Source organism: Phyllobacterium trifolii, from assembly GCF_014192095.1.
Classification (GTDB): domain Bacteria; phylum Pseudomonadota; class Alphaproteobacteria; order Rhizobiales; family Rhizobiaceae; genus Phyllobacterium; species Phyllobacterium trifolii.
Window position 1 is genome coordinate 111,557 of sequence record NZ_JACHXN010000004.1, and the last position, 19,737, is coordinate 131,293.

General features: G+C 55.9%; 19 protein-coding genes. 9 read left to right on the forward strand and 10 right to left on the reverse strand.

Going from position 1 to position 19,737, the window contains the following annotated elements:
• Nucleotides 1-19 precede the first annotated feature (19 nt).
• Together petA and FHS21_RS07630 are read right to left on the reverse strand one after the other, a co-directional pair.
• Nucleotides 20-583, reverse strand: a complete 564-nt coding sequence (petA, locus tag FHS21_RS07625) for a ubiquinol-cytochrome c reductase iron-sulfur subunit (protein ID WP_112530666.1) — start codon at nucleotides 581-583, stop codon at nucleotides 20-22.
• Nucleotides 584-872: 289 nt separating this feature from the next.
• Nucleotides 873-2,720, reverse strand: a complete 1,848-nt coding sequence (locus tag FHS21_RS07630) for an ABC transporter ATP-binding protein (protein WP_112530665.1) — start codon at nucleotides 2,718-2,720, stop codon at nucleotides 873-875.
• A gap of 36 nt (nucleotides 2,721-2,756) precedes the next feature.
• Between FHS21_RS07630 and FHS21_RS07635 the strand changes: the two genes are divergently transcribed.
• Complete coding sequence (locus FHS21_RS07635) at nucleotides 2,757-3,248, forward strand: tRNA (cytidine(34)-2'-O)-methyltransferase (protein WP_112530664.1); 492 nt, start codon at nucleotides 2,757-2,759, stop codon at nucleotides 3,246-3,248.
• Nucleotides 3,249-3,295: 47 nt separating this feature from the next.
• Here the strand turns inward: FHS21_RS07635 and FHS21_RS07640 are convergent, their stop codons facing one another.
• Together FHS21_RS07640 and FHS21_RS07645 are read right to left on the reverse strand one after the other, a co-directional pair.
• Nucleotides 3,296-4,399: an ABC transporter substrate-binding protein gene (locus FHS21_RS07640; RefSeq protein WP_112530663.1), complete on the reverse strand. Its 1,104-nt coding sequence runs from the start codon at nucleotides 4,397-4,399 to the stop codon at nucleotides 3,296-3,298.
• A 221-nt stretch (nucleotides 4,400-4,620) separates the two neighbouring features.
• The gene (locus FHS21_RS07645) at nucleotides 4,621-4,893 is read right to left on the reverse strand and encodes a hypothetical protein (RefSeq protein ID WP_112530662.1); all 273 of its coding nucleotides are present in this window, start codon (nucleotides 4,891-4,893) and stop codon (nucleotides 4,621-4,623) included.
• Nucleotides 4,894-5,048: 155 nt separating this feature from the next.
• Between FHS21_RS07645 and hemF the strand changes: the two genes are divergently transcribed.
• Together hemF and FHS21_RS07655 are read left to right on the forward strand one after the other, a co-directional pair.
• Nucleotides 5,049-5,963 (forward strand): oxygen-dependent coproporphyrinogen oxidase, encoded by a 915-nt coding sequence (gene hemF / locus FHS21_RS07650; RefSeq protein WP_112530661.1) that lies wholly within the window; start codon nucleotides 5,049-5,051, stop codon nucleotides 5,961-5,963.
• 123 nt (nucleotides 5,964-6,086) lie between these two features.
• On the forward strand, nucleotides 6,087-6,269 hold the full coding sequence (locus FHS21_RS07655) for a DUF1059 domain-containing protein (protein ID WP_112530660.1): 183 nt from the start codon (nucleotides 6,087-6,089) through the stop codon (nucleotides 6,267-6,269).
• Here FHS21_RS07655 and FHS21_RS07660 read toward each other — a convergent pair whose 3' ends face one another.
• Genes FHS21_RS07660 through FHS21_RS07670 form a run of 3 tightly spaced genes read right to left on the reverse strand, consistent with a single transcriptional unit; the run spans nucleotide 6,270 to nucleotide 8,802 of the window.
• Entirely contained in the window at nucleotides 6,270-7,541 is a 1,272-nt protein-coding gene (locus FHS21_RS07660; protein WP_112530659.1) for a CCA tRNA nucleotidyltransferase, read from the reverse strand. It abuts the gene before it with no gap.
• Nucleotides 7,538-8,179, reverse strand: a complete 642-nt coding sequence (locus tag FHS21_RS07665) for a CoA pyrophosphatase (protein ID WP_112530658.1) — start codon at nucleotides 8,177-8,179, stop codon at nucleotides 7,538-7,540. The genes FHS21_RS07660 and FHS21_RS07665 overlap by 4 nt, the downstream gene beginning before the upstream one ends.
• Entirely contained in the window at nucleotides 8,176-8,802 is a 627-nt protein-coding gene (locus FHS21_RS07670; protein WP_112530657.1) for a DUF1285 domain-containing protein, read from the reverse strand. Before FHS21_RS07670 ends, FHS21_RS07665 begins: the two co-directional genes overlap by 4 nt.
• A 119-nt stretch (nucleotides 8,803-8,921) precedes the next feature.
• Here FHS21_RS07670 and FHS21_RS07675 point away from each other — a divergent pair, with 119 nt between their 5' ends.
• Genes FHS21_RS07675 through FHS21_RS07690 form a run of 4 tightly spaced genes read left to right on the forward strand, consistent with a single transcriptional unit; the run spans nucleotide 8,922 to nucleotide 15,756 of the window.
• Complete coding sequence (locus tag FHS21_RS07675) at nucleotides 8,922-9,929, forward strand: AAA family ATPase (protein ID WP_112530656.1); 1,008 nt, start codon at nucleotides 8,922-8,924, stop codon at nucleotides 9,927-9,929.
• Complete coding sequence (locus tag FHS21_RS07680; RefSeq protein WP_112530655.1) at nucleotides 9,929-10,843, forward strand: DUF58 domain-containing protein; 915 nt, start codon at nucleotides 9,929-9,931, stop codon at nucleotides 10,841-10,843. Before FHS21_RS07675 ends, FHS21_RS07680 begins: the two co-directional genes overlap by 1 nt.
• The gene (locus tag FHS21_RS07685) at nucleotides 10,840-13,671 is read left to right on the forward strand and encodes a DUF4159 domain-containing protein (RefSeq protein WP_112530654.1); all 2,832 of its coding nucleotides are present in this window, start codon (nucleotides 10,840-10,842) and stop codon (nucleotides 13,669-13,671) included. Before FHS21_RS07680 ends, FHS21_RS07685 begins: the two co-directional genes overlap by 4 nt.
• Before the next feature lie 9 nt (nucleotides 13,672-13,680).
• Nucleotides 13,681-15,756 carry a hypothetical protein gene (locus tag FHS21_RS07690; RefSeq protein WP_183661676.1) on the forward strand — a complete coding sequence of 692 codons (2,076 nt, stop codon included), beginning with the start codon at nucleotides 13,681-13,683 and terminating at the stop codon, nucleotides 15,754-15,756.
• Nucleotides 15,757-15,759: 3 nt separating this feature from the next.
• Here the strand turns inward: FHS21_RS07690 and FHS21_RS07695 are convergent, their stop codons facing one another.
• The gene (locus FHS21_RS07695; protein ID WP_112530756.1) at nucleotides 15,760-16,275 is read right to left on the reverse strand and encodes a GNAT family N-acetyltransferase; all 516 of its coding nucleotides are present in this window, start codon (nucleotides 16,273-16,275) and stop codon (nucleotides 15,760-15,762) included.
• Between the two features lie 318 nt (nucleotides 16,276-16,593).
• On the opposite strand from FHS21_RS07695, the gene FHS21_RS07700 reads away from it, so the two are divergent.
• On the forward strand, nucleotides 16,594-17,571 hold the full coding sequence (locus tag FHS21_RS07700; RefSeq protein ID WP_112530652.1) for a glutathione S-transferase family protein: 978 nt from the start codon (nucleotides 16,594-16,596) through the stop codon (nucleotides 17,569-17,571).
• Nucleotides 17,572-17,574: 3 nt separating this feature from the next.
• Here the strand turns inward: FHS21_RS07700 and FHS21_RS07705 are convergent, their stop codons facing one another.
• The gene (locus FHS21_RS07705; RefSeq protein ID WP_112530651.1) at nucleotides 17,575-18,045 is read right to left on the reverse strand and encodes an NUDIX domain-containing protein; all 471 of its coding nucleotides are present in this window, start codon (nucleotides 18,043-18,045) and stop codon (nucleotides 17,575-17,577) included.
• A gap of 85 nt (nucleotides 18,046-18,130) precedes the next feature.
• On the opposite strand from FHS21_RS07705, the gene FHS21_RS07710 reads away from it, so the two are divergent.
• A complete protein-coding gene (locus tag FHS21_RS07710; RefSeq protein ID WP_112530650.1) occupies nucleotides 18,131-19,057 on the forward strand; it encodes a metallophosphoesterase family protein in 927 nt (308 codons plus the stop codon).
• A 1-nt stretch (nucleotide 19,058) separates the two neighbouring features.
• Here the strand turns inward: FHS21_RS07710 and FHS21_RS07715 are convergent, their stop codons facing one another.
• Nucleotides 19,059-19,703 (reverse strand): hypothetical protein, encoded by a 645-nt coding sequence (locus FHS21_RS07715; RefSeq protein ID WP_112530649.1) that lies wholly within the window; start codon nucleotides 19,701-19,703, stop codon nucleotides 19,059-19,061.
• Nucleotides 19,704-19,737: the final 34 nt, after the last annotated feature.

Below are 19,737 nucleotides of genomic sequence, written 5' to 3' on the forward strand. Positions count from 1 at the left end.
CGTGTCTCCCCGTGGAACCTTAGCCGATCTTGATGACGGTGTCGGAAGTGAAAGTAAGTGGCGGGATAGGTAGATTTTCCGGTGCAGGACCTGAACGAATGCGCCCGGCAGTGTCGTACACCGAACCATGGCAGGGGCAAAACCAGCCGCCGAACTCGCCCTGCTGACCAAGAGGAATGCAGCCGAGATGAGTGCAAACACCGATCATGACCAGCCAATTTTCCTTGTCCTTTGCCGCGGCGCGATCCGTGTCAGTCGCCTGGGCATCGCTTGGCAGATTGGCATTGCGCGCAACCGGATCCTTCAGTTGGCTCAATTGGACATTCTTGGCGTCTTCGATTTCTTTCGGCGTCCTGTTACGGATGAAAACCGGCTTGCCGCGCCATTTGACCGTCAGGGACATGCCTGGCTGAACAGCAGAAACATCAACTTCGATCGACGAGACTGCCAACGTCGACGCGTCCGGTCGCATCTGGTCAATAAAGGGCCAAGCAAAAGCCCCCGCACCGACCACACCGGCCATACCTGTCGCAATATAGAGGAAGTCACGCCGTGTCGGCTCGGTCGTATCGTGTGCGCTCACGGGGCCTGTTCCTTTCCGAATAACAACGCAGCGGGAGAGTCCACATTGTCAGCACAATAGAAGACTGGCCCAAGAGCTGAGCCATGAGGAATCCCCAACATATGGCGTGGTTTCTAAGCATGTCGCTTGAGCTTGTCCAGTGAGACAGCGTCACAAGGGCAGGATGTCGCAGGGATAGACCTTGATCTTGTTCGCACCCTATAAAAACTCCTGATTGCCTCATCCAAGCCCACCGCAAATGCCGCCAGCTATGGCGAGATCGCCTTGGGCTAATTTGTCGTCGTTGGTGTTATTCTGCAGCTTCCTGATCGTCGAGACCAAGGAAACCGCCTGACTGACGTGCCCACAATCCGGCATAGATACCGTCGGCCGCAATCAACTGTTCATGACTGCCGCTTTCGACAATTTGTCCCTTGTCCAAGAGGATAAGCCGGTCGAGCGCCGCAATGGTCGACAGCCGGTGCGCGATGGCAATAACGGTCTTCCCCTGCATCAAACGATAGAGGTTGTCCTGTATCGCTGCTTCGACCTCTGAATCGAGCGCCGAGGTTGCCTCGTCCATGATGAGAATAGGAGCATCCTTCAGCATGACACGTGCAATTGCGATACGCTGGCGTTGCCCGCCAGACAGCTTGACCCCACGCTCGCCGACATGGGCGTCGAAACCGCGCCGGCCTTTGGGGTCCGATAGGTCTTCGATGAAGCTATCGGCCTGGGCATTTCTCACAGCTTGAAGCATCATCTCTTCCGACGCATCGGGACGACCGTAAAGCACGTTATCCCGAACCGAGCGATGCAAAAGCGATGTGTCCTGCGTCACCATCCCGATTTGTGCACGTAAGGAGTCTTGCGAGACCTTGGATATATCTTGACCATCGATAAGTATCCGGCCGCTTTCGAGATCGTAAAATCGCAACAGCAAATTGACTAGTGTCGATTTGCCGGCTCCGGATCGTCCAACAAGGCCGATCTTTTCGCCTGGACGTATATCCAGAGATAGACGATCTATAATGCCTGCGCCTTTTCCGTAGTGAAAGCCGATCGAATCGAAGCTGATCGCCCCTGCAGTGACTTCGAGCTCCGGCGCGTTGGGGACATCGGGTACAAGTCGCGGCAGGGAAATGGACGTGATGCCGTCTTCGACGGTGCCGATATTTTCGAACAGCGCTGACATTTCCCACATGATCCACTGCGACATGCCATTAAGGCGGAGCACAAGGCCAATGCCCACCGCTACAGCACCTACGGAGATCGCCGATCCAAGCCACAGCCAGATGGCAATTGCGCCTACCGAGAAAAGCAGCAGGCAATTCATCGCATAGAGCGAGAAGTGAAAACTGGTCACCAGCCGCATCTGCCCGTGGACCGTGTTCAAAAAGTTCTCCAATCCTTCGCGCGCATAACTCTCTTCGCGTTTCGAATGTGAGAAGAGCTTGACCGTGGCGATATTCGTGTAGCTGTCGACGATCCGTCCGGTCATCGTCGAACGTGCATCAGCCTGTCGCTCGGAAATGACTCGGATTTTCGGAATGAAATAGCGAAGCAGTCCGATATAGATAGCGAGCCAGACAAGGAAAGGCAGCATGAGCCGCAAATCCGCCGCTGCCGCGATGATCAATGTTCCGGTGAAATAGACGATGACATAGTTTAGCACGTCAAGAAGCTTCATAACCGTTTCGCGCACGGCAAGCGAGGTCTGCATAAGCTTGGTGGAAACCCGCCCGGCAAACTCGTCCTGGAAGAAGGTCATCGATTGGCGAATGAGATAGCGATGCACCATCCAGCGGATGCGCATGGGATAGTTGCCAAGCAAGGTCTGATGGATGATGAGCGAATCCACGAGTACGATGCCGGGCATGACAATCAACACGACACCGGCAATCAGCGCCAGCTTCCACCCTTCATCGGAAAGGAAGGTTTCGCGCGAATGATTGGACAGCCAGTCGACGATATTGCCCATGAAGGCGAACATGGACACTTCGAGTACAGCGATCAGCGCTGTGCAAACAGCCATAACGGCAATCCATGGCCAAGCGCCTTGGGTATAATGCAGGCAAAACGCGACGAGCGATTTCGGCGGCTCAGCGGGTTCAGCCGTCGGAAATGGTTCGAGCCTCTCTTCAAACCAGCGAAACATTGTTAAACCTCATTCATCGTCACTCCACGCCGACTCATGGAAGGCATCTCGTTGACCGAACCATATACCGACTTACGCATTGCACTCTACCAGCCAGATATTCCTGGCAATGCTGGAACCATTCTGCGCATGGCAGCGTGTTTTGGCGTCGGCGTTGATATCATCGAGCCTGCCGGATTCGATATTTCCGATCGCGCGCTGAAACGCGCCGGAATGGATTACCTCGAACAAGCCGCCCTGACACGTCATCCCAATTGGACACAGTTTCAGGAATGGCGGCTTCGGGAAAAACGCCGGGTTCTGCTTTTCTCCACCAAGGCGGCTGAGCCCTATACTCGCTTCAAGTTCGCACCCGGTGACATTTTGATGTTCGGCCGCGAATCTGCCGGTGTTCCCGATGAAGTTCATCAGGCTGCCGACGCCAGACTCATCATTCCAATGGTGTCTGGCGCCCGTTCGCTCAATCTGGCGCTCTCCGCAGCTATCGCAACCGCTGAAGCGCAACGACAGTTTTCGTTCTTTCGCTAATCTCCGCCGGCCAACTCGGCCGGCGAATTAGCAGTCGACAGTTCTGGTCAGTCGATTTGGGTCGCCTTGCCGCCTTCCCACTTGTAGAAGACGAACGCAGGCGTGTTCAGATCTCCCGTGCTGGAATAGCTGAGATCACCTGCTACCGTGGGGAATGCGTCGCCCGACTTGATCTTTGCCGCAACCTCGGATGGTTCAGCAGAGCCAGCCTTTTCAATACCTCCGGCGATCACTTGCAATGCGGCATAAGCGTTGAGTGTGAATGCTTCAGCCGGAATGTTTTTGGCCTGAAGTGCTTCCACAACCTTTGCCGCGGCAGGATTCTTGGTCGGATCGGCACTGTTGGTGAACAGTGTACCCTCTGCTGCGTCGCCGCCAATTGCCCAATATTCGGTGTTCGACAAGCCATCGGGACCGATGATCTGGGCCTTGATTCCCTGATCGTTCAACTGGCGGGCGATAAGACCACCCTCGGCATGATAACCGCCGAAGTAGATCACGTCAGCTTTTTCAGACTTGATGCGGGTGATAAGTGCGCTGTAGTCCTTTTCGCCGGCATTGATACCTTCGAAGACGACTTCGGTAACACCGCCCTTGTTAAGTACAGCCTTCAGACCGTTGGCAATACCAGTACCATACGGCGTTTTGTCGTAGACGATAGCGATGCGCTTGTCCTTGAACTTGTCGAGCATGTACTTGCCGGCAACATCAGCCTGCTGGTCATCACGGCCGCAGGTGCGAAACACAGTTTCGAGACCGCGTGTCGTGAGATCGGGAGTGGTGGCCGTAGGCGTGACCATGACGATACCGTTTTCGGCCAGAACATCCGATACAGGCATGGCGACGCCGGACGTCACCGGACCCACGACGAACTTGATGCCCTCACCAACGACCTGGTTGGCAACCGATACACCCTGCTTGGGTTCGCCCGCATCGTCGAAGATCTTCGTTACAATCTTTTCGCCCTTGATGCCGCCCGCCGCGTTGATGGCTTCGGCAGCACTCTCGACGCCATTCTTTACCTGCAAGCCATAAGCCGCGACGGGGCCGGTCACAGGTGCGATAATTCCGACGACGATGTCGGCTTTGGCAAACGACGTCATCGCCATAACGGCTGCCAACGCCACGCCAGAGATCAACGATAAGCGCATTATTTCCTCCTTGGATTTTCTTATGCGTCCGGAACGTTCTCCGGTGCTGGCAGAGTTCTACTGTCTTTGGAAATGGCTGTCAGCTGCGATCACTCGAAATTCCGCATAAATGGAAGAAAATCTGAAGAATTTTCAAAAATTGGAGTCGTTTTCGGCCGAAACAATCAAATATTTGAAAAAGAACATCAATTTTATTGTTGAATCGAGGATTTTTCGCATTTTCAATCCGCGTTCGGCAAGCGGCGCATCGTGAATTCGATGATGTCGCCAGGACGTTCATACCAGCTCTCAATTTCAGTCCAGTAAGCGGCTTTCGGATATTGCTCGAACCATTCGCGTGCCTTTTCGCGCGCCGCCAGACGCGGCAGTTTAAAGCTCTCGCGAACAAATGCACCGCGTTGCTGGCTGGGAGCTTCGCGGCTTTCCTTCAGTCTCTTTCGCAAACCGTCAAGCGGCGGTTTTGGATATTGCGATCGGGGCGCTTTGGAGACCATCTCGTATCCCTCACTGAACCCTACAATAATAAGAGTAGGTGCAGCAAAGCCGGAAAACGAGTCATTTTTTTATGGATAGGCTGAATGAACGGCAGCAACTTCCTTTTGGCTTCAAGTGGATGTGATAATGTCCAGGCGAAAAAGGATTCTTTGCCATGGACCGTCCAGATATCCCCGCCGTACTTCCCGAAGCGCTCGATGAAAAGAAAGCTGAGGCTACCGCTTGGTTTATGGAATTGCGCGACAAGATTTGCGCGAGTTTCGAGCAGTTGGAGGACGAGCTGGACGGACCGCTCTCGGACCGCACGCCGGGTCGCTTCAAGCAGACCCCATGGCAACGCGATGATGGCAAGGGCGGCGGTGGCGTTATGTCGGTCATGCACGGCCGCGTCTTCGAAAAGGTCGGCGTCCACACATCAACGGTCCATGGCGAATTTTCGCAGGAGTTTCGCAAGCAGATACCCGGAGCGGACGAAGATCCCCGTTTTTGGGCATCGGGAATCTCATTGATCGCACATCCTCAAAGTCCGTTTGTCCCTGCTGTACATATGAACACGCGCATGGTTGTAACGACGAGGCAATGGTTCGGCGGTGGTGCTGATCTCACGCCGGTTCTTGATCGCAAGCGAACGCAGGACGATCCGGATACACTGGCGTTCCACAAAGCGATGAAATTCGTTTGCGACAAGCATTCAGCCGTCGCCGATCATGAGAAGTTCAAGACATGGTGCGACGAGTACTTTTATCTTCCTCATCGCAAGGAGCCGCGCGGAACCGGTGGTATTTTCTATGACTGGCTACACTCCTCCGAAGAAAATGGCGGCTATACGGCCGATTTCAATTTCACGCGCGACGTAGGCCGCGCCTTTTCCGTAGTTTACCCCTATCTCGTGCGGCAGAATTTCAATCATGACTGGACGGATGCCGATCGTCAGGAACAACTTGTCCGCCGTGGCCGCTATGTCGAATTCAATCTGCTCTATGATCGAGGCACGATCTTCGGCTTGAAGACCGGCGGGAACGTCGATTCAATTCTCTCTTCGATGCCACCTACGGTCAAATGGCCGTGAGATAGATATTTAAGGGATCAATCCACCGCTTCATGCGTTATGCTAACCGCTGTGCGGCAAAAGCAGCCGCGCTCCTATGGGACAGAGCACGTATTCTTGCGTCCTACAACAGGGAGAGAAAGCATGAAAGAACTTCATTGCATTGTTCCCGGTTGCCAGTGGCATACACGTCACGACACCGAAGCTGAAATTATTCGCCGCGCTGCTGAGCATCTGCGTGAAACGCATGGTGAAACGGTTATCCGTGAATCAATGCTTGAAACGATCAAAGCGAATATCCAGCCGTCTAAAGGCCAGGCAGCCTGATCAAGCTTTTCCTGCATATTCAGGAATTTTGGCAAGCAATGTATCGCGCTCGAGGGTAAAGCCCGAATTAATCCAGTCATCCTCTAGCGCGCGCTGTACCTTGCCGATTTCTGGTCCTTTTTCGAGACCCGCAGCGAGCAGATCGCCGCCGCATACGGGAAACTTCGGCCGCTCGTAGCTATCGAGATATTCGAGCAATTTGGATAGATGCCCGGCTCTCATCATCGCGGCGTTATCATTGATCGCCTCGGCACGTGCAGAAACCAGGGCCAGACTGAGTCGATCACGCATGCCTTGCTGATCACTGCGATAAAGTTGTTTCGCAAATCCGCTTTCGGAAATTTCCGGTTGCGGCATTGCCGTTTCAGCCCAAGTCTCCAACCGTGCTCGCTCATTGTTGGAAAGTTTCAGCCGCGACGCCATTTCGGCGATGCGGCCGCTTTGCGGGGGTATCATGCTTGCCAGACGCAAAAGTGAATCGACCTCCCAATGAAGGTCCTGTTCGGTCTTTACCAAGGAGTGGATCGTGTCGATGCCCCACTTCTCGCTTTCGGGCAAAACTGCCGTCAGGACGCCGGCTTGCCGCATCCATAACAACGCACGCGAGGGATCCGGCGCACTCAGCAATCTCTTGAGCTCCGACCAGATGCGCTCAGCCGAGAGCCGTGTCAGTCCATCTTTCAGACGGGCGCAAGCCTTCAGCCCTTCGCTTTCAGGTCTGCCCTTCCCATACCATGCAAAAAACCGGAAAAACCGTAATATACGCAGATAGTCCTCGCGGATACGCTGCTCCGGATCGCCGATGAAGCGCAGCGTGCGGGTTTCAACATCCGCAAGCCCACCAACGAGATCGACGATGGTGCCATCCGCCTCAACATATAAGGCATTCATGGTGAAGTCGCGCCGGTTTGCATCCACCTGCCAATCGCGGCCATAGGCAACTTCAGCATGCCGTCCATCTGTCTCGATATCAGCGCGCAAAGTCGTCACTTCGAACGGTCTGCCATGCGCAATGACCGTGATCGTGCCATGGTCTATGCCGGTCGGAACAGCCTTGAATCCGGCCCCAATCGCACGCCGCAAAGTCTCCTCCGGCAAGCAGGTCGTTGCGATATCAATATCGCTGATCTTTTGACCCAGAAGCGTATTCCTTACCGCACCGCCGACAACACGCGCCCCCTCACCATCGGTAGCAAGTACGGCGAGCAGCCTTTGCAAGGACTCGTCTTTAAGCCACGAAGCATTGTCGGCAATGGAAACAGTCGCACTCAAGAATAGAGCCTCTCATAGAGTGTCCGGATGATGCCCGCAGTTACGCCCCATATGAAGCGGTCACCGAATGGCATCGTATAGTAGAACCGTTCCTTCTCCTGCCATATCCGACTTTCGCGACGATGATTGCCGGGATCCATCAGGAAAGACAAAGGCACCTCGAACACGTCGGCGACTTCAGCGGGGTTCGGTGTGAGTTCAAATGGTGGATGGACCAGCCCTAGTACCGGCGTGATCGAATAGCCGGTCGTGGTCAAGTATCGAGGCAGCCGCCCGATGACCTCCACATGGCGACCCTCAAGCCCGATTTCCTCATGCGCCTCACGTAGCGCTGCTTTCTCCGGCTCGTAATCGTCTTCCGGATCAATCGCACCACCTGGAAAAGCTACCTGCCCCGAATGCTTGCGCATATTGGCGTTGCGCAGGGTGAGGAGCACGCTTGCCTCATCGCCACGATCCACAATTGGCACGAGGACAGCGGCGTCGCGCAGGGGATTTGCTGCGATAAGCGCATCGAGTTCAGGATTGAGCAAATGATCGCCGTGATCCTGATCCAAGGTCTCATTGCCCTTCAGCGCCACACGTTGTGAGAATGCCCGGGCGGAAAAACCCTCATGCAGCGATTTGGTCAGACTCATCGGCTCAGCTTTTCCAGTTCACCCGACGGCATGATTGGGAACACACTTCCCTTTGATCGTACCGCGAACATAGGCTTTCCGTCGATGATGACTTCCTCTCCATAGCTGACCAGCTCATACATCACCGGCCGCGCCAGAAGCGCTTCGAGACGGCCTCGCACCAAGAGGTAAGGCTTTAGTCCACCGTTGACTTTATCGATAACAAACCGCAACGGATTGCCGGCGCTTACCTCGACGATATCACCAACATTTGTGCGTAGCGTCATGACCCGCGCATCCCCTTCGCCTGCCACATCAAGTTCAACCGCCAGAAAAGGTGCATCCTCGACGCGGATCCCCACCTTTTCGACTGGTGTCACGAGATAGGTCCGTCCGTCGGCGTCCTTGCGCAGGACCGTGGAGAAAAGACGCACAAGCGGCTGTCGACCAATTGGAGTGCCCATATAGAACCAGGTACCATCGGCCTTGATCTCCATATCGAGATCACCGCAAAAATCGGGATTCCATTTGTCGACAGGTGGCAGGCCCCTGCCCGGTGCAGCGGCACGCGAGATCAGCGCTTCGAGCCCTGCTGTATCCCGTAGAGTGTCCTCTGATCCTGCCATGGCCTGCCTTTTTTCCATATACGTCACGAAATAGTCAACGTTGGACCGCTTGTCAGCATGTCATAGTGACTTAGAGTCGTTTTACGCTAGAGTCATTTAAGAGAGACTCTGTGCAGATACCAGCGGTGAGGTGACCCATGACCATGATTAAACCTGAGGTACCATCCGATCCCAAGGCAATGATTGCCGAGGCTGAGAAAGCGCTGGCAGACATCTCACGGATAAAGACGGGCATCGGCACTGTCATCTTTGGACAGGAGAGTGTCATCGAACGAACCTTGGTGGCGCTGCTGGCAGGCGGACATGCACTTCTTGTCGGCGTCCCTGGCCTTGCCAAAACAAAGCTGGTGGAAACACTGGGGACTGTTCTCGGTCTTGACGACCGCCGCATTCAATTCACGCCGGACCTTATGCCTTCAGATATCCTGGGCTCTGAAGTCATGGAACAGGATGACAATGGCAAACGTTATTTTCGCTATGTCAGAGGCCCTATTTTCGCTCAATTGCTCATGGCGGACGAAATAAATCGCGCCTCACCTCGGACACAGTCGGCGCTCTTGCAGGCCATGCAGGAGTACCACGTTACGATTGCAGGCGAGCGGCACGATTTGCCACAACCGTTTCATGTATTGGCAACGCAGAACCCACTTGAACAGGAAGGGACCTATCCGCTACCGGAGGCGCAGCTCGATCGGTTTTTGATGCAGATCGATATTCTCTACCCGGAACTCGAGGCAGAACGCAGGGTGCTTCTGGAGACCACCGGTATTTCAGATGTTAGAGCGGAAAAGACAATCGATGCGGAGCGCCTGCGCGACATGCAGCACCTTATCCGCCGGATGCCGGTACCGGAAGGTGTGGTCGATGCCATTCTCAAGCTCGTCCGTTCTGCTCGTCCGGGCGCAGACAACGACATTGCAAAAAAATTCATCTCCTGGGGCCCTGGTCCTCGCGCTAGCCAGGCCCTGATGCTCTGCGCTCGGGCACGCGCGCTCTATGATGGACGGCTCGCTCCGTCGGTAGACGACGTAAAGGCTCTTGCAGAACCAGTATTGCAGCACCGGATGGCGTTGACATTTGCTGCGCGCGCCGACGGTATGAATGTACGCGATGTTATTGGCAACCTTACAAAAGTTGCTTTCTAATGGCAGCAATTGGCGCGCAGGTAACACGGGCTGACACAGGGGATGCGCTTGCGCGTGCCCGCCAGCGTGCCGCTCTGCTACCAGACCTACTCGTCGAAGCGCGTCGTATTCTCAATACCGTCAACACCGGCTGGCATGGCCGGCGGAAAAGCGGCGTTGGCGAAACTTTCTGGCAATTTCGGCCCTACGCTCAGGGTGAGGCTATCTCCCGTATCGACTGGCGCCGCTCTGCCCGCGATGATCGTACTTATATCCGCGATCAGGAATGGGAAGCAGCTCATACGGTGTGGTTATGGGCCGATCCTTCGCCTTCCATGCTCTACAAGTCCGAACAAGCCCACGTGTCGAAAGAATCGCGCGCGCTGGTCCTCGTTCTGGCACTGGACGAACTTTTATCACGCAGTGGTGAGCGGATCGGCTTCCCTGGCGTGGCGGACCCTATATCCGCCCGAAACGGTGCGGAACGCCTCGCAACCCTACTCGCCCACACGACGAACCTGCCTGCCAAGCCTGATCTGAGCAGAGTGCGGCGCTTTTCCGATGTAGTTCTCGTCAGTGATTTCCTAGAGCCCGTGGAAGATACGCTGGCCCTTCTTCAACAACTCGTTCAAGCTGGCGCCCGTGCGCACCTGATCGAGGTCTATGATCCAGCCGAAGAGGATTTTCCCTACAAGCGGCGCACCGAATTCGTTGATCCCGAAACCGGCGCGTCTCTAACATTCGGGCGTGCAGAGGATTACGCCGACGATTATCGCCGATTGTTCTATGCGCGCCGTGATGTCCTCAGCGATTTTTGCCGGCGGATTGGCTGGAGTTACACCACCAATCGTACCGATCGCCTTGCCTCCGACGCGCTCGTGTCGGTTCACATGAACATGACCGCCAATATTGGCTACGAGGGGAACGGCGCATGAATGCACTCCCTTTGGCCTTTGGTGCGCCTGCCATCCTTGCCGGACTCATCGTTCTTCCAGTCATCTGGTGGCTTTTGCGGGTGACCCCTCCCCGTCCTGTCACGGAAATATTCCCCCCGCTGAAAATCCTTGCTCAACTCCTGAAGAAGGAAGAGACACCCAACAAAAGCCCTTGGTGGTTGACGCTCCTGCGGCTGTTGCTCGCGGCGTTCGTTATTCTCGCACTGGCGGAACCTGTATGGAATCCCCGAGCTGAAACGCTGACAGGCAAGGACCCGGTTGCAATAGTCCTCGACAATGGCTGGTCGTCGAACGAGGAATGGAGTGCACGCAAGGATACAGCCGAGCGCCTGATTTCCGATGCGGAGAATTCCGGAGCGCTGATCTACATTTTGGGTACGGCCGAAAAAGCCAATACCGATATCGGACCATTCGATGCCAACGCCGCGCTAGAACGGCTCCGGGCTATGGCCGTGCGCCCAATCCCGGTTGACCGGCCGGCTGCGTTTGCGCGGTTAAAAACGGCGATTGCGAACGCTTCCGGCACGAGGCTTGCCTATCTCAACGATGGTGTCGACACGCCGCAGGCTGCGGAAGCAGTCAAGTCGCTCGAAGGTTCAGGTATCGCATCCATTATCTGGTACCAACCATCGATAACATCGCTGGTCGCTCTTCGTCAGGCCGTCAACAACGCGAATGGTCTGACTGTTCGTGCGGTACGGCCAAGCAATGATCGTGGGCAGAACGGAATTACCGTAGGCGCATTTGATGAGAAGGGCCGGCGTATTGCTGAAACCGGTTTGGTCTTTACGGCGGGCGAGAGCATAGGCGAAGCCGTCATCAACGCGCCTTACGAATTGCGCAATGACTTCCACACATTGCGGATTGACGGCGCTGCGCAGGCAGGGGCCACCTACCTCATCGATGACAACAACAAGCGAAGGCGCGTTGCGTTACTTTCCGGTTCTGACGCAGACCTTTCGCAGCCGCTGCTCTCGCCACTTTACTATATATCGCGTGCGCTCGAACCGTTTGCCGATCTGTTGCGCCCTCGTAACCCGGAACTTGTGCGCGCCGTCCCCGAACTCCTCGAACAGAAGCCCTCGGTTTTCATCATGGCGGATATCGGCAAACTACCGCCGGAGACTGAGCAAACACTTTCAGATTGGGTCAATAAGGGCGGTACGCTGATCCGTTTTGCTGGACCGCGCCTCGCAGGTAACAGTGACCAGGATCCATTGCTGCCCGTTACCTTGCGTAAAGGCGAGCGGTCCCTCGGCGGCACGTTATCATGGAAGGAATCGCAACCTGTTGCGGCCTTCCCGGAGAACGGGCCCTTCGCCGGCTTGCCAACTCCGCAAGATGTGACCGTGACGCGGCAGGTTCTGGCGGAGCCATCTTCCGACTTGTACGACAAGAGCTGGGCCAATCTGGCAGATGGTACGCCGCTCGTAACCGGCGAGACACGTGCGCGCGGTCAGCTCGTACTGTTCCACGTAACACCTGAAGCCACATGGTCAAACCTGCCGATCAGCGGCAGTTTTGTAGATATGCTGCACCGTCTCGTCTCATTGTCCAACGCGGCCGGACCATTGGCGAACGATAATGGCGCGAGTGGCTCGCGTGTCCTTCCACCCTATCTGACTTTGAATGCCGAAGGTTCGCTAGTCCCACCCAACGGCGACACCAGACCGCTCCTAATCGCGACTGGTGCTAGCCCACAGGTGAGTTTCGATAATCCTCCTGGCTTCTACGGCGTTGAGGATGCCATGACGGCCCTCAACCTTTTCAAGCCTGACGGCGAAATCAAGCCGCTGATTCGACCCGACCTAGCATTTCCGGTAACGACAGCACGCTACGCCGTGGACGAATCCTTGCCACTGCGTGGACCGCTCTTGGCAATTGCAGCACTGTTACTGGCACTGGATGCCATTGCCGTACTTTGGCTCGGCGGCCATCTGCGTCGCCGTTATCGTACGGCTGCGGCAGCATCGCTGGCCATCCTCCTGTTACCGGCCATACTTGCCCTTGGCCCTACTCCCGCGTCTGCCCAGCAGAACGACAGCAAGCCCGGTGACCAAGCGATTCTCGAGGCCGTCAATGCCACGCATCTCGCCTACGTTATAACTGGTGATGGTGCTGTGGACGATGTCAGCAAGGCGGGTCTGCTTGGCCTGTCGAAAGCTCTCTCCGACAGCACAGCTCTCGAGCCTGGTGAACCAATCGGCGTCAATCCTGCGACTGATGAACTCGCCTTCTATCCTTTGATCTATTGGCCTGTTGATGCTGCGGCAAAAATGCCGGCGCCAGAGGCGATCGCCAAGATCGATGCCTATATGCAACAGGGCGGAACGGTGTTGTTCGACACCCGCGATCAGGATGCGGCCGCGATCAATTTTGACAACTCGACAACGCCCGCCAATCAGAGGTTGCGTGACATTCTTGCCGGCCTCAACATACCACCGCTCGAGCCAGTACCGAGCGATCACGTGTTGACCAAATCCTTTTACATTCTGCAGGATTTCCCTGGCCGCTATCGCGGTAGTCCCCTGTGGGTGCAGGCTTCACTCTCGACCGAGACCCGCTCCGACCGGCCTGTGCGGGCAGGAGACGGTGTCACGCCCATCATGATAACCGGCAATGATTTTGCAGGCGCCTGGGCGACGAATGCCGAAGGATCTCCACTCTACCCGACGATCCCCAACGATCCGATGCAACGCGTTTACGCCTACCGCGCCGGTATCAACATTGTCATGTATATGCTGACCGGAAATTACAAATCCGATCAGGTGCATGTGCCTGACCTTTTGCAGCGGTTGGGGAATTAGGTCATGTATCTGTCATTGGATTTCCAGCCGCTTGTTTCAAACACGCTTCTCGCGCTTTTGCTGGTACCGCTGTTCATTCTTACGCTGGCCGGAATCTATTTTCGCCAACGCGGCAGCCTGATCCGGCTGTTGGCCGTTGCAGCATTTGCCATGGCACTCTTCAATCCGATTGTCGTGAATGAGGAACGCGAGCCGCTGAAAAGCGTCGTTGCAGTCGTCGCTGACCGCAGCCAGAGTCAGGATATCGGCAACCGCACCGCAGATACCGATGCAGCTTTGAAACAGGTTCAGGCAGAACTCGGCCGGCTACCCCAATTCGAGGTCAGGACGGTTGAAACTGGTCAAGCAACCGAAAATGATGACGCAACCTCAACACGTTTGTTCCAGGCGCTGAATGGCATTTTCCGTGATGTGCCGCCGGCTCGTATCGGCGGCGCGATCATGATCACGGACGGCCAGATTCATGATATCCCGGCCAATATGGCCGGTCTTGGTTTCAATGCCCCGGTGCATGGGCTAATCACCGGCACGCCCGGCGAGATCGACCGCCGTATCCAATTTGTCCGTGCACCGCGTTTCGGCTTGACTGGCAAGCCGCAAGAAATGACATACAAGGTGACAGCGTCGGGCGAGCCGCAAGGCGGCCGCGCGCGTGTTAGCGTGCGCGTGAACGGTGACGAGGTGAGCAATCAGGATGCTATTATCGGTCAGGAAATGCCGCTGGAGGTCACGCTACCGCGAGCAGGCGTGAACATTGTCGAAATTGTCGTCGATGCCGTTCCGAACGAACTCACGGAGGTGAACAACCGGGCAGTTGCCATGGTTGATGGCATTCGCGAAAATCTGCGTGTCCTGCTGGTTTCCGGCGAACCGCACAATGGCGAGCGCACGTGGCGCAATCTCTTAAAATCCGACGCATCTGTCGACCTTGTGCACTTCACGATTTTGCGGCCGCCCGAGAAGCAGGATTCAACCCCTATCAACGAGCTTTCGCTGATCGCTTTCCCGACCCGGGAACTTTTCGTCGACAAGATCGAGCAGTTTGACCTTATCATTTTCGATCGCTACCAGCACCGCGATGTGCTGCCGCTGCTCTATTATGACTACATCAACGATTACGTCCAAAAGGGTGGCGCACTTCTCATCGCCGCTGGTCCCGAATACGCGGGCAACATGTCGATCGCCAATACACCGCTCCTCTCGGTCCTGCCTGCGACGCCGACGGGGAACATCGAAGAAAAAGCGTTCTATCCCCGACTGAGCGACCAAGGGAAACGTCATCCGGTAACACGTGGCCTTGAGGGCAGCACGCAGGAACCCCCGCACTGGAGCCGCTGGTTCCGCGTTATTGACGTCAATCAACCCGAAGGCACAACGGTCATGGATGCAGGCGATAAGCCATTGCTGGTGCTCAATCATGTTGGAGAAGGCCGTGTAGGCATGTTCCTTTCCGACCAGGGCTGGCTCTGGGCGCGCGGCTTCGAAGGCGGCGGTCCGCATGCCGCGCTCTACCGGCGCATCGCCCACTGGCTTATGAAAGAGCCGGAACTGGAAGAAGAAGCACTGACAGCAACCGGTAGCGGCCGCAATCTGGAGATCCGCCGGCAGACCATGCAGAAGACTGCCAACCCTGCGAGCATCATCACGCCATCGGGCAAGACGAGGTCCATTCCCCTGACGGAAACCGAGCCCGGAGTCTTTACAGCTTCAGTGACGACCGATGAAATCGGCCTCTATCAGGTGGCCAATGGTGATCTGACGACGCTTGCCCATGTCGGACCGGTCGACGCACCGGAATTCAGCGATAATGTTTCCACGACCGCCAAGCTCGACCCGTTGGCACGCGAAACCGGTGGCGGAACCCGCCGGCTGCGGCCAGCCGCTGACCAAAGTGCAATCGAGGTTCCAAACATCGTTGCATCGCGCGGTATGGCGAGCGCGAGTGGCGACAACTGGATCGGGTTGCGCCCGACCAACGAAACGATCCTCAAGAGTGTCAATCGCCTGCCGCTGTTTTCAGGCTTCCTCGGGCTCGCGGCAATGATCCTGGTGCTGGGCGGCATGTGGTACCGCGAAGGCAAATAGCGCTTAATCTTGGCTTGACGCAGCGTGGTGGCGTACCCGCCCCTGCACGTCCTCCAGGGCGCGCGGCTTGAGTTCGCAGGCAAGAAACCGGGTCGGTTCCACGGGCGCGGGCATTTCGATCAGATGACGTGGTATCTGGCGAAAGCCAAAAGGCGCATAGTAAGGCTCATCGCCGACAAGGATAACCAGATGGTGGCCAGCGACGCGCGCCGCTTCCATACTGGTGCGCATCAGCGCAGCCCCGATGCCCTGATTTTTCCATGCAGGACGTACGGCCAAGGGGCCGAGAAGCAAAGCCGAAGTCGTGCCAATATGGATTGGCGTTAGCCGGACCGATGCTACCACGTGCTCTCCGTTCAACGCGACGAAGGAAAGCGCGCGATCGTGCGGGCCACCTTCACGAATCCGGTATGCGGCACGAGCGAACCGCCCCGGTCCGAAAGCTTCCTTGTTGATGTCTTCAATGGCAGCGTCATGCACCGGGTCCTCCGGGGCGTAAGTCACGACTTGGGTCAGCATGCTGAGTGTCTTTTTGAAAGGAGTGGATACGCGCCTCGAACCCTTTCGGTTGTTGGCCAATACTGGAATTCTCCGTCGCTTGGAAAGCGCCGGTCCGGGTATCATCGTCGGATGAATAGAATTCCTGCCACAAAAGTCTCCTTTTCCGTCCGCGTAACATCAAAAGAAACGGCCGTAAACCGAAAATCCGGTTTGTCCGGCAAAAAGTGACACTCTGTTCACCGGTTTGGTCATGGAACCGAGAGGAATTGAGCTTAACTGTGAGGAACAACCGAATACTGAAATCAACCAGCGCGCGGCGTGGTTCCAGGAGATGAGATGGGTTTATTGATTGATGGCGTGTGGCACAACCAGTGGTACGATACAAAGGACACTGGCGGCCGTTTCATCCGGACCGAGTCACAGTTTCGCAATTGGGTGACTGCTGATGGTAGCGCGGGACCATCAGGCAAGGCCGGATTCAAGGCCGAACCTGGTCGCTATCATTTGTATGTTTCCTATGCTTGTCCCTGGGCGCACCGCACGCTGATTTTCCGTGCACTCAAACAACTGCAGGACGTAATTTCGTTGTCAGTCGTCGACCATTACATGGGAGCGGAAGGCTGGACATTCTACGAAAAGGATGGCGCAACACCCGACCACCTCTTCGGCTATAAGCGCCTGCACGAAATCTACACGCGCGCCGATCCCAATTATTCGGGCCGCGTGACCGTGCCGGTCCTCTGGGACAAACAGCAGAAGACCATCGTTTCCAATGAATCGTCAGAGATCATTCGGATGCTCAATTCCGCTTTCAACGACTTCGGCGATGCCTCCCTCGATTTTTATCCCGAAACACTGCGCGGCGAGATCGATGAGATCAACGCGCTGGTCTATCCGAATATCAACAACGGCGTTTATCGGGCAGGCTTTGCCACGACACAAGAAGCTTATGAAGAGGCGTTTGCGCAATTGTTCAATGCGCTTGACCACGTGGAGGAACGGCTGTCCCGTCAGCGTTATCTCGTCGGCAATCGGCTGACGGAAGCCGACTGGCGCCTGTTTACCACTTTGCTACGCTTCGATCCCGTCTATGTGGGTCATTTCAAATGCAATCGCCAGCGCATTGCCGACTATCCGAACCTGTCGAACTACACGCGCGAACTGTATCAGGTGCAGGGCGTCACCCCGACAGTGAACTTGAAACACATCAAGGCGCACTACTACGGCAGTCACAAGACAATCAATCCAAGCGGTATCATTCCTGTTGGACCGAAAATCGACTATACAGTCCCGCACGATCGCGACCGTTTCTGATCGCTACCAGTCAAGCGGAACGTCTGCGCCGTCTAAAATCTCGGCAAGCCGGCGCCGGGTGGACGGTGTAGTATCCTGTGGCAGGGCTCCGAGTTTGAAAAACCCCGCTTCGGCAATCTCGCGATTGGCGATGAACGGTGTTACCTGCCGGAAAGAGCGGCAAACATAAAGCGCAACGTGATCGCGTCTTGACGCGTGCGCATTGTGATAGATGGCGAAAAGCTGCGGCCGGCCCGTCAGCTCGATATTGCCTTCCTCCATCAGTTCCTTCTTGAGCGTCTCTTCAACCGTATGGCCCGTTTCCACCCCGCCGCCCGGAAATTGCCAGCCGGGAACATAAGTGTGGCGAATGAGAAATACCGATTTCTCCTTGTCATCCAGTACAACACCGCGGGCACCAAGGGTCATGGGTCGACGAAGCAGAAAGTAGGTATGGAACAGGCGATGACGCCATTTTGAACGTTTTTCAACCATTCTGCCTGACCTTGGCCGGAACTGCTCCGGTGTGCGACGGTTGTATCACTGGATTTCGCGCCAATACTCTCATAAAGCTGAGTTGATGTTCCACCTCGCTCATATCTCCGACATACATCTGTCGCCTTTACCCGCGCTGACTTTGCGTGAACTGATCTCCAAGCGCATTACTGGCTATATCAATTGGCGATCGAACCGCAAGGGCTCGATGACAAGCGGTACACTGGATGTTCTTGTGGCCGATATGAAGGCACAGTCCCCGGATCATATCGCCGTCACCGGCGATCTCGTGAACTTGGCTCTAGATGAGGAACTGGAGACGGCACAGCGCTGGCTTAAAACACTGGGAGATCCCACTGACATCTCGGTTGTTCCCGGCAATCATGACGCGTACGTACCGGGCGCGCTGAAAAAGACACGCCGCTTTTGGCAACCATGGATGCGAGGGGACGCTCAGGCAGCGGCAAACAGCCCTGTGGAGTTCCCCTATCTTCGCGTTCGCGGCGACGTAGCGCTTATTGGCGTTTCCTCAGCGCGCGCCACCGCTCCCTTCATGGCGACCGGCGATATTCGCGAGCGGCAAGCTCGAAAACTGGGCGAACTTCTCGATGAGACAGGTAAACGCGGCCTGTTTCGGGTAATTTTGATCCACCATCCGCCGGTGCGCGGCGCCGCGCCTTCTTACAAGCGCCTGCTTGGCATCGGTCTTTTTCAGCGCACAGTTCGCGAACATGGCGGTGAATTGGTTCTCCATGGTCATACGCACTTGGCAACACGCTACGAGATTGAAGGTCCGAGTTGGAAAATACCAGTGATATGCGTCCCGTCGGCAAGCCAGAGTTTTGGTGGAAATCACAAGCCTCCCGCGGCGTTCAATCTGTTTTCCATTGCCAAAACCAATATCGGCTGGTCGTGTCATATGATTGAGCGCGGAATTGTCGACGAACAGATGAGCATCCGGACTATCCGCGAACATGACCTTCAAGTCGGCGCTGTACTTGCCCCGGTGTGACTTAAAAGTAAGGCGATAAGCGATCCCAGAAAAATGCCAGGAGCGCACCTGCACCGGCCAGGCCGCCGATGGCGAACCAGGTCAATACAGTGATCAGTTCTCTCACAACCGATCGGGAGCGACGCGTTGCGGTGGAAGAAACTACGGGCGGCCGAACCAATGTATGTTCAGTTGGCCCAGAGTTCTCATCTTCCTGATAAATGACGGCGGAGCGAAGATTGATCCTCTCCCCCTCCATCAGGCGCTGACGCTCGACGATCCGCTCGGCGATATAATTGGTAACCGCATCTGAAATCGGCTGCACGTCGGGCGATTCCGCCACCACGATCCGTCCAAGCCTCGTGTCCCGGACAAAACGATATGTCCGCCGATCACGGCCCATCATGACGTGCGACGTAGGATCGATCCACAATCTCGGCTGCTGCCCTTTGGAAATTGCGAAATCCCATTGCAGATCGTCCACAGGCACATCATCGAATACCGGCTTCAAATCATGGGCAAGAATTTCGATCCTGGCGAGGTCCGCCTCCTTCATATCGACGACGACATCGCCGCGATCGGCAGCAGCAATTTGCGCACCCCGAACGGCGTCGGCAAGTTTTCGCCGGTCATCAACGGCGGTGATCTTTTCTCGCATCTCACTCATAAGCATTTCCGGCACGAGCTAGGGTTAGAACATC